The organism is Marinomonas ostreistagni (assembly GCF_016888445.1).
GTDB lineage: Bacteria > Pseudomonadota > Gammaproteobacteria > Pseudomonadales > Marinomonadaceae > Marinomonas > Marinomonas ostreistagni.
This window is the reverse complement of sequence record NZ_JAFEKF010000007.1, coordinates 68,134-78,364: the sequence shown is the minus strand read 5'-3', so window position 1 is coordinate 78,364 and position 10,231 is coordinate 68,134. Positions and strand designations below refer to the sequence as shown.

At 48.3% G+C, this 10,231-nt stretch carries 6 protein-coding genes and 1 rRNA gene; 4 read left to right on the top strand and 3 right to left on the bottom strand.

What is annotated here, in order from left to right:
• Positions 1-101: ribosomal RNA gene (gene rrf / locus JQX58_RS14560) — 5S ribosomal RNA — on the top strand; the annotation flags it as partial.
• Positions 102-735: 634 nt separating this feature from the next.
• Positions 736-1,761: an adenosine deaminase gene (locus tag JQX58_RS14555; protein ID WP_204147582.1), complete on the top strand. Its 1,026-nt coding sequence runs from the start codon at positions 736-738 to the stop codon at positions 1,759-1,761.
• Between the two features lie 80 nt (positions 1,762-1,841).
• Here JQX58_RS14555 and JQX58_RS14550 read toward each other — a convergent pair whose 3' ends face one another.
• The 3 genes from JQX58_RS14550 to JQX58_RS14540 all read right to left on the bottom strand — a co-directional run bounded on the left by JQX58_RS14550 (position 1,842) and on the right by JQX58_RS14540 (position 4,861).
• Positions 1,842-3,086 (bottom strand): saccharopine dehydrogenase family protein, encoded by a 1,245-nt coding sequence (locus tag JQX58_RS14550; RefSeq protein WP_204147581.1) that lies wholly within the window; start codon positions 3,084-3,086, stop codon positions 1,842-1,844.
• Positions 3,087-3,120: 34 nt separating this feature from the next.
• Positions 3,121-4,218, bottom strand: a complete 1,098-nt coding sequence (gene nspC, locus JQX58_RS14545; RefSeq protein WP_204147580.1) for a carboxynorspermidine decarboxylase — start codon at positions 4,216-4,218, stop codon at positions 3,121-3,123.
• 187 nt (positions 4,219-4,405) lie between these two features.
• The gene (locus tag JQX58_RS14540) at positions 4,406-4,861 is read right to left on the bottom strand and encodes a PA2169 family four-helix-bundle protein (RefSeq protein WP_204147579.1); all 456 of its coding nucleotides are present in this window, start codon (positions 4,859-4,861) and stop codon (positions 4,406-4,408) included.
• 382 nt (positions 4,862-5,243) lie between these two features.
• On the opposite strand from JQX58_RS14540, the gene JQX58_RS14535 reads away from it, so the two are divergent.
• The gene (locus JQX58_RS14535) at positions 5,244-8,210 is read left to right on the top strand and encodes an EAL domain-containing protein (protein WP_204147578.1); all 2,967 of its coding nucleotides are present in this window, start codon (positions 5,244-5,246) and stop codon (positions 8,208-8,210) included.
• A 13-nt stretch (positions 8,211-8,223) separates the two neighbouring features.
• A complete protein-coding gene (gene siaA / locus JQX58_RS14530; RefSeq protein ID WP_204147577.1) occupies positions 8,224-10,230 on the top strand; it encodes a biofilm regulation protein phosphatase SiaA in 2,007 nt (668 codons plus the stop codon).
• Position 10,231 lies beyond the last annotated feature (1 nt).

The following is a 10,231-nucleotide window of genomic DNA, read 5'->3' as shown; positions in this document are numbered from 1 at the left end:
AGGCGTTGAACCACCTGATCCCATCCCGAACTCAGAAGTGAAAGGCGCCATCGCCGATGGTAGTGTGGGAGATCCCATGTGAGAGTAGGTCGTCGTCAAGCTTTTAATTAAGAAGCCCTGATCGCTAACGCGGTCAGGGCTTTTTTACGTCTGGCGAAAAAGCCCGAGCTTGAGAGATCGATGGTTGAGCGTCGGCGCCATAACGCCTTCTGCGCGCCACATATCAGCACCACGCGCCAATATGAAATGGGCGCTGCAAAAGGGTTATGACCCCTACCTCAAAGTTTCTTCAGGGCTTCGGTTCTTGTACGAGGGCGTTTCACGCGCGATCGCAAGCAACGCTTGCTGGGCTTAAGCAAGGCGGCTAGCGCCGCCAGTCACGGGCAATAGCCCCTTCGTATAGAGTTCTTCCTAAACGAAAGTTTCCTTCTAGCCTTCGGTTCTTGTACGAGGGCGTTTCACGCGCGATCGCAAGCAACGCTTGCTGGGCTTAAGCAAGGCGGCTAACGCCGCGAGTCATGGCACAGATCTATCAAAATCTCTCCTGGTACAAAGTTCTTTCCTTACGGTGGAATTAGTCGCTGTTATGGCTGGTTGTTTCTATTAAAATAGCATACTGACCATTTAGTTAAGTTTCCAAATAAGTAAAGCCTTGCTAACTTAAAGAGAGAAGCATCCATAATAACGAATAGGTGACCAAGGTTGATCACATTCCTAAGAGAAGAGAGAGGTGCTATGACAAGCTCTGATTCCCTATTAGATTTGGCCATGAAGATGCCAAAAACAGAGCTGCACTTGCATATAGAGGGGACCTTTGAGCCAGAGCAGATGTTTGCTATTGCACAGCGCAATCGGGTGGCTTTGAAGTATGACTCCATCGATGCCTTAAAAGCAGCTTATCAGTTTGAGAACTTGCAGGATTTCTTGGATCTATATTACCAAGGGATGTCGGTATTACTCACAGAACAGGATTTCTACGATTTGACCATGGCATATCTCAAGCGTGTCCATGAGGATAATGTGGTACATGTAGAGATCTTCTTTGATCCGCAAGGGCATCTAAGCCGAGGTGTGTCTTTTGCGACGCAGGTCACAGGTATTCATAATGCCTTGGCGGACGCCCAGCAGCAGTTTGGCATGAGTTATCGATTGATTATGTCGTTCTTGCGGCACTTAGATGAAGCAAGTGCTTTTGAGACCCTTGAGCAGGCGAAGCCGTATTTAGAATGGATTGACGGCGTCGGCTTGGATAGCTCTGAAGTCGGTCATCCACCTGAGAAGTTTGCCAATGTATTTCGAGCTTGTAAGGCGTTAGGCCTACCCGTTACTGCGCATGCCGGTGAAGAGGGGCCGCCAGAGTACGTGTGGCAAGCGTTAGACGTGGTTGGTGTAGATCGGATTGATCATGGTAATCGAGCACTAGAAGACGAAGACTTGATCGCTACGATTAAGCACAGAGGTCTGACGTTGACGGTGTGTCCGTTATCAAATTTGAAACTGTGTGTCGTCGATACCATGGTAGAGCACCCCATTCGCGCTATGTTAAGGCTTGGGTTAAAAGCGACCGTAAATTCAGATGATCCGGCTTACTTTGGTGGCTACATGAACGATAACTATGCCGCTTTAGTAAAGGATACGCAGATCGGTAAAGAGGAGTTGTATGCACTGGCATGCAATGCGTTTACCGGCAGTTGGTTAGCGCCAGAAGATCAAGCGCCTCATTTGGCTACCCTTAAGGAGATGTTTGCTCACGTCAGGTGATGCGCCAGGGAGCGCTAATAAAAAGGCCCAGCATTGCTGGGCCTTTTTGGTGCGAGCGGGCGTTATCTATAACGGATAGATTACGCGTTGTACTCGAATGGACGGTCGCCGTCTTCGTCTTTGATACGAGTTGGTAGCCCCATCTCGTTCAATAAACCTAGGAATGGACGAGGGTCTAGTTGTTCAACGTTACGCATTTCTGCGCAGTCCCAAGTACCGTTGGCAACAAGGATCGCCGCGGCAACGGGTGGTACGCCTGCTGTGTAAGAGATACCTTGGCTGCCCACTTCGTTGTAAGCGTCTTTGTGATCGGCAACGTTGTAGATGAAGACTTCTTTCTCTACGCCGTCTTTAAGGCCTTTCACTTTGTCACCGATACAAGTATTACCTGTGTATTCTGGTGCTAATGAAGATGGGTCAGGTAGTACAGCTTTTACGACTTTAAGTGGTACTACTTCTAGACCTTCCGCAGTCTTAACTGGCTGCTCAGACAATAGGCCTAGGTTTTTAAGTACGGTGAAGACGTTGATGTAATGCTCACCGAAGCCCATCCAGAAGCGTACGTTTGGCACGTCTAGGTTTTGTGAAATAGAGTGCACTTCGTCGTGACCACTCATGTAAGACGTTTGCTTACCTACAACAGGCAGGTCATCCGTACGGCTTACTTCGAACATCTTGTTGACGTTCCATTCGCGATTCTGCCAAGAGTACACAACACCGGTAAATTCACGGAAGTTGATTTCTGGGTCGAAGTTAGTCGCGAAGTACTTGCCATGGCTACCGGCGTTGATATCGATGATGTCGATGTCACTTACGCTGTCGAAGTAGTGGTTGTATGCAAGGGCTGCGTAAGCGTTTACCACACCCGGATCAAAACCTACGCCAAGGATCGCTGTGATGCCTTTTTCTTTACAGGCTTCGCGGCGTTTCCACTCGTAGTTAGCGTACCATGGTGGCGTTTCACAGATTTTTGTTGGATCTTCGTGGATCGCCGTGTCTAAGTAAGCCACACCAGCTTCCATACAGGCTTCAAGAACAGACATGTTGATGAACGCAGAGCCCACGTTGATGACGATCTCAGAGTTAGTGTCTTTGATCAGTTTAACTGTTGCGGCAACATCCAGAGCGTCAAGGGCATATGCCTGAATGCGGCCCTCAACTTTCATAGCGCCTTTTTCGATGACACTGGCCACGATATCTTCGCATTTCGCAACGCTGCGTGAGGCAATGGTGATATCGCCCAGTGTGTCATTGTGTTGGGCGCATTTGTGAGCCACTACGCGGGCTACTCCTCCGCCACCAATAATTAGTACGTTCTTTTTCATGGTATTGCTATCTCCAGTTAGAAATGATGCAGCCTTAAGATAGGTTGTGCATAAAGTCGTCGTAATCAAACTCTCGAACCAGCTCAATGGTGCCGTCTAATTGTTTCACCGCGATGGATGGCATCTTGACGCCGTTGAACCAGTTTTTCTTGACCATGGTGTAACCGGCGGCATCTTCGATGGAGATACGGTCGCCAACTTTTAGTTCATGGTTAAATTTAAATTCGCCAAAGATATCGCCTGCAAGGCAAGACTTACCGCAGATCATGTATTCATGATCGCCGTCGCAAGGCGTCATACGAGCGCTCTCACGGTAAATCAAAAGATCTAGCATGTGGGCTTCGATGGAACTATCGACAATGGCTAGGTTTTTACCGTTGTACAGAGTGTCCAATACGGTTACTTCAAGCGTGGTGCTTTTGGTGATAGACGCTTCGCCTGGCTCTAGGTAGACCTGCACACCGTATTTGTCCGAGAAGGCTTTTAGGCGCGCACAGAATTTGTCGATTGGGTAATCATCGCCAGTAAAGTGAATGCCGCCACCAAGGCTAATCCATTGCATTTTGGCAATCAGGTGCCCAAATTGTTCTTCAATCAGTGTCAGCATTTCATCGAAACGATCGAAATCATTGTTTTCACAGTTGTTGTGGAACATGAAGCCAGAAATCTCATCAATCACGCTTTCGATGCGCTTGGGGTCCCATTCGCCAAGACGGCTAAACGGGCGCGCTGGGTCAGCAATGATGAACTCAGACGTGCTCACCTGTGGGTTGACACGCAGACCACGAGTTTTGTCTTTGCTCGCTTCTTTGAAGCGTTCAAATTGACCGATGGTGTTGAAGATAATTTTGTCGCTGTGGGCTAAAACTTCTTCGATTTCGTTGTCGGCGTAGGCTACGCTGTAAGCGTGTGTTTCGCCGGCGAACTTCTCTTTGCCAAGACGTACTTCGTATAAAGAAGAGGAAGTGGTGCCGTCCATGTACTCTTGCATCAGATCGAATACCGACCATGTTGCAAAGCACTTCAACGCTAATAAAGATTTTGCGCCAGAATGCTCACGAACATAAGCAATCTTCTCAAGATTTTTGAGCAGTTTTGCCTTATCGATGAGGTAGTAAGGTGTCTGTAACATGGCCGCCAGCCCCGAAATTATAAAAGGCGGTATTCTAGTAGAAAGGGCATCTTGTGACTAGGTTTAGTGTGTGCAATTTGACCATTTTAGGGGGCCATGGCGGTGGTGAAAGGGCAGGGCAGAAAGAGTGGTAAACGAAAACGGCTTCCGTGAAGGAAGCCGTCTAAATCGCATACGAAGTTACGAATTAATGTGTCGTTTCTTGTAGCGCTTTCATCTCATCGTGGCACTCGCGCATCTGTGCTTTGATTTTCAGTAGCGCTGCTTCACAACCTGCTGGTTGAGTGTGCTGTAGTGCGTTATCAAGCTCTTCAAGCACCTTATCTTCGACTTCTTCTAGCTGGTCTACGTAGTTATGCTCAGTAGAGTCGCTGTTTACCTTATCGAGCAATTTGGTGTATTTCTCGCGCGCTTCGACTTCAAAGCTGTTGTCTGTCTCGGCACTGCCTTTCTCTTCAATCACAAATGGTTGTAGCTCGCGAACCGCTTGTTCTTTTGCTTCAATCATCTTGTTGAACATACGTTGGATACGTGTGCTCTCTACTTCCTGTTTTGCCTTCTCGTAGAAATCGATCCCGCCGTTCATGACCTTAACAATGTCTGCTACATGTTTTACTTGGTTCATATCTGCTGTTTGATTCATTTTTACTCTCCTTTGTGTCATTCAATTTCGAGTAGGCGTTGTCACAACGTGTTGGTAATTAAACTGGCTTTTGCGAGAGCAACTTTCAAGCGTCAGAGGGAAGATTTGGTGGATCTGCACGCTTACTTCACGAAGCGTTTAAATTATCGTCGTAATCTTAGCGTTGCGGTGTGAATAAGGAGGCGCTTGCACGTGAAAAATGCAGATAGAATTTGCGTTATAGGATTTATATGACACGAGAGTTTGCATAAATTTTAGTTTATAGTGTGGACAGGCTAATCATTGGCCTAGGTGTTGCAGGTAACGAATGAGCTTAAAAATAAGCAAACAACGTTTTCAGTTAGAGTCGCTGATCAGAGAAGAGTAAGTACAGTCGTTTTATATGAGTATCCAACCCGCACATAAACAAGTCGGTCAGCGAGCATTCATGATTAGCGCCATGGTTTTTGTGGTGGTGTTTGTCATCGGACTGTTGGGCTCTTCTGCTTTACAGTCACAACAGGATGAGACTAAGCGAGCACGTGTGACGGCGCTCTCCCAATCTTATGCCTATCATCTACAAAACTCCTTAGAGCACACTTTGTCGAGTAACTATACTTTGGCGGGTTTGGTGCGACAGTTTGGCGGCTTTACGCGCTGGTTCCCTGAGGTGGCGGAGTCACTGCATAAAATTTATCCCATCGTAAATAATTTTGCTTTATCTCCCAATGGTATTGTCACGCAGACCTATCCTTTAGAAGGCAATGAGCAAGTGTTGGGCTTTAATGCGCTAGCCGATACGGAGCAGGGCTCGGAGGCGTGGAACGCTCTCACTCAACAAGAGCTGACTCTGGCAGGTCCTGTGGATTTGGTGCAGGGTGGTAAAGGTTTGGTGGCTCGTTTGCCAGTGACCTTGGAAGATCGTTGGGGCGGCGCTGGTCAATTTTGGGGCTTTACCAATGTGGTTATCCGTATCGAGCCGCTATTAGAAAGTATTAAGTTTTCCGGGCTTGCCGAGCAGGGCTATGCCGTCTCTCTGGAGCGTGTGGATGCCGAACAGGCGATCGTTATTTCCAGTAGTCAAGCCGAGCTTTTAGAGGATCCTGTCGAACATCTGATTAGCTTGCCGAATGCTCAATGGCGTTTGTCGGTGTCACCGGTGCAAGGGTGGCTACCGGATACCCTATTGGGATTCTATATATTGGCCAGTTTGATCGTCGCCCTAGTGGTCGCTCGACTGGTATTTCTTGCTTATCGCATCAGAGCGCAAAAACAATTGTTGGCTGAGCTTTTGTCGCAGCAAACGGCGCAAACTCAAGCCACGCAAAAACGTCTGCTGACAACGTTACAGGCGGTTCCTGATCCACTGATCGAAATCGATGGGAATGGCATTGTACGCGAGTTGCACGCCCCTGAAGATGAAACCGAAGTGAAGCAGTGTTTTGTGGTCGGTGAGGCCTTTTCTGCGTATTTGAGTCAAGCCGCAGTCACAGTATTTGAGCAGGCACTGTACCACGCCCGAGCAGAGTCTGTAGATCGTGGCGCTTTTTTCCAGATAGCGCTCGATGGCAAGGTGATCTGGTTTGAGATTTCAGTGGTGTACAGCAAAGTGTCGCCACAGGAAGAAGGGCGTTTTGTGGTGTTATTGCGTGATATCACCGTAAGACAGGATGCCGAAGAGCAATTGCGTATTGCGGCAACTGCTTTTGAAACCCAAGATGGGATCCTGATCAGTGATAAGGATAACCGCATCATTCGCGTCAATCGCGCCTTCCAGCACATTACTGGCTACAGCGAACAGGACGTCATTGGCGCAACGCCAGCCATCTTAAGCTCTGGCCGCCACAGTAAAGAGTTTTACCAGCTGCTCTATACTCAACTGCAAGAGCAGGGGAGTTGGGAAGGTGAGGTATGGAACCGTCGTAAAGACGGTGAAGTGTTTCCCGAATGGCTGAGTATTTCAACTGTTTATGATCACTCTGGTGATGTCAGCCATTATGTCGCGACCTTTAAAGACATCTCTGAGCGTAAGGCTTCGGAACGTAAAATACGTCAGTTACATTACTACGATACCTTAACCCGCCTTGCTAACCGCACCCTAATGCTTGAGGAAATCAATTACTTGATTCAAGAAAAGGGGCTGCACAAGCACCAAAGTATTATTCTCTTCATCGATATTGATCACTTTAAAGACGTCAATGATGTGTGGGGCCACAATATTGGCGATCAACTGCTACAGCAGGTGGCATCGCGTTTAGTCGAAGCGATACGGGCCAAAGACTTGGTGGCGCGTTATGGTGGTGATGAGTTTTTGATTTTGCTTGAAGAGGTGGATGTTTCTGCTAAGCCTGAGCGTGCTTTGTATCGTGCCAGCCGTGTGGCACAAAAGCTGTTAAATACTCTAACACGCGCCTTCTCGGTGAACAGCATCGAATACCAGCTATCAGCCAGTATTGGTATCGCTGTGATTGATGAGTATAGCCAAGATGCATTAGACGCGATCAAGCAAGCAGAACTGGCTATGTATGAAGCAAAATCTTCTGGTCGCTCGCAGTTCTGCTTCTATCAAGCGCGTATGCAGGAGCGGGTGCTGGCACGAGTGCATTTAGAAAATGATCTACGCCATGCCATCGATAACGGTGAGTTAGTGTTGTATCTGCAGCCGCAGTGGAATGGAGCGCGTCAGGTGATTGGTGTCGAGGCGCTGTTACGTTGGCAGCATCCGGTACGAGGCATGGTGTCTCCAGCGGAATTTATACCGATTGCCGAAGAGACACGTTTAATTTTACCCATCGGTGATTGGGTGTTGCATAGTGCCTGTCGGCAGTTGGCCGATTGGCAAGACGATCCAGCCATGCAAAATCTTATTATGTCGATTAACGTCAGCGCCGTGCAGTTTGCGCAAGAGGATTTTGTCGCACAAGTTGAGCAGGCGATTACTGAGCACCGCATTGATGCCGGACGCTTGCAGCTGGAGTTGACTGAAAGCATGTTGGCCCATGATCAGCAAGATATCATTACTAAGATGACCGCATTGAAAACCCTTGGCGTCCTAATATCACTGGACGATTTTGGCACGGGCTATTCATCGCTGAGTTATCTGCATCGCTTGCCGATTGATCAGCTCAAAATCGATCAATCCTTTATTGTGAATGTTGAAGCGCAAGCGAAAAACGCGGCTGTCGCCGAGTCGATTATTAGCTTGGGGCACAACCTTGGCATGGAGGTGATTGCCGAGGGGGTTGAAACACAGCAGCAGTTTGATTGGCTCGCTGCACGACAATGCGATTTATTCCAGGGCTTTGGTTTAGCCAAGCCAATCCCTGTAGACAGTTTGGCGCAACTTTTAAATCAAGTACATAACGACTAGAAAGGACAAGACAGTGGCACGCTGGGGATTAAGGTGGAAATCATTGTTGGTGTTGGTATTAGCGGGGATCGTCGCTTCTATCATCGCCGTGATCATGGGCTGGTTTGTGGTGTCTGAAGGGCGTCAGTATTCGGCGACGACCTACGCGCAAAGTTATACCGAGCTGAACTATCAAAAAGTCCTCACGCCCATGACCCGAGAGCTGGCTTTGGCACAACGCTTTGCCAATTTAGGCAGTCTGAAGGCTTGGTTCCAATCTCCTGGCGATGCTGAATTAAAAGCGCGCGCCTTAGAAGATACGCGTTCGTTCAAAACAGCGTTTGAGGACGAGGCGATATTTTTTGTCTCCGATAAAAGTTTTGAATACCACTACTACGACAGTCAGTTGCCGGTGGACGGTACGCCGCGCTATTACATGGACGACAGTCTCGACGTCAACCGTTGGTATCGCCTTACGCGTGAGCAAGAAGAGCCCTACAACATTAACGTAGATTTAAGCGAATACCTCAACAAAACCAAAATCTGGATCAACGTCGTGGTGCGCGAAAACGGTGAGTTTCTCGGTATCGCTGGCACCGGCTTTGGATTGGGGGATTTTATTGAGTCGTTTGCTACGTCACCACAGCCAGGGGTGGAGCCATTTGTGGTTAATGCTACGACTGGCACCATCGAAGCGCATGCTAATTCAGACTTAGTCTCTGTCGCAGGGATCGGCGGTAGCGGCGATGGCGCGTCTATTTTTGACTTGGTCGAAGAAGCGGACGCCAAAGCGGCACTGCGTAAGGCGGTAGATACAGCCAAACAATCTGATCAAGTCGAGACGCTGAAGCTGCGTATGCGTGGTGAAGACTACGTACTGTCCATGCGTTATATGCCGGAACTGAATTGGTTGATCACCACCAGTGTCAATCTTGATGAAGTACGCTTACTGAATACTGACCTCATCATGGGCGTGGGCGTGGTGTTTGCGTTGTTGTTGATGATTGTGCTGGTGTTCTTTGGTTTTGCCGTCGATCGTCTGGTATTGCAGCCTTTACGTCAGCTACAACAATCAGCTAAGGCGATCTCACAGGGTTCTTACGAGGTGCGTTTGCCGGTGAAATACGACGATGAAATTGGCGATCTTAGTCGTACTTTCAATCACATGGCACATCAGGTCGAAAGTCATACCCAAGAACTTGAGTATCGTGTCAAAGAGCGAACCCAAGAGCTTGAGCAAAGTCATGAGCGTATCAAAGAGGCCAACCGTCAGATTGGTGCTTCGATCGATTACGCTAGCCTGATCCAGCGAGCGATTTTACCTGATCGACAAATGCAACAGCTTTTGGGTGATCATCACAGCGTGATGTGGCGTCCAAGAGACATTGTTGGCGGCGATTTTTATGTTTTCCACACCAATGATCAGGGCTGTTTATTAGGTATTGTAGACTGTGCTGGGCACGGTGTGCCGGGTGCTCTTATGACAATGCTCATGCGCGCAGCGATTGATAAAGCGATCAACGAATTAGGTATCGATGATCCCGCCAAACTGCTATATGCTATAGACCAAACCGTGCGCTCCATGCTGCATGAAGACTCCAGCAGCCATGATGTGGCTACCAACGCTGACGTTGGACTGGTGTATATTCCTAAGACGGGTGACATGCTGCGCTTCAGTGGCGCTAAAATTGCGTTGTATGCCAGTGATGGCGAATCGGTGGAAAAATATGCATCGTCCAAGCGTGCCTTGGGCGATCGCAAGCAAGGTGAATTTGAAAACCGAGATTTACCACTAGCCGGTTGGACATTCTACATGACAACGGATGGCTATTTGGATCAAGCCGGTGGCGAAAAACGCTTTGGCTTTGGTAATAAACGGTTTGAAAAACTACTAGTGGAAAACGCCCAGCGTCCACTGGCGGAACAAAGCACGCGCTTTGCGCAAGTGTTGGATGATTATATGGGCGATTTACCGCAACGCGATGACATTACTTTGTTATCGTTTCGCTTTGAACACGTTCAAGATGACTGGAGTGCGTAAT

Excerpts from the sequence above, each read along its gene's own strand:
- nspC (WP_204147580.1), bottom strand. The coding sequence starts at position 4,218 with ATGTTACAGACACCTTACTACCTCATCGATAAGGCAAAACTGCTCAAA.
- JQX58_RS14540 (WP_204147579.1), bottom strand. The coding sequence starts at position 4,861 with ATGAATCAAACAGCAGATATGAACCAAGTAAAACATGTAGCAGACATT.
- JQX58_RS14550 (WP_204147581.1), bottom strand. The coding sequence starts at position 3,086 with ATGAAAAAGAACGTACTAATTATTGGTGGCGGAGGAGTAGCCCGCGTA.
- JQX58_RS14535 (WP_204147578.1), top strand. The coding sequence starts at position 5,244 with ATGAGTATCCAACCCGCACATAAACAAGTCGGTCAGCGAGCATTCATG.
- JQX58_RS14555 (WP_204147582.1), top strand. The coding sequence starts at position 736 with ATGACAAGCTCTGATTCCCTATTAGATTTGGCCATGAAGATGCCAAAA.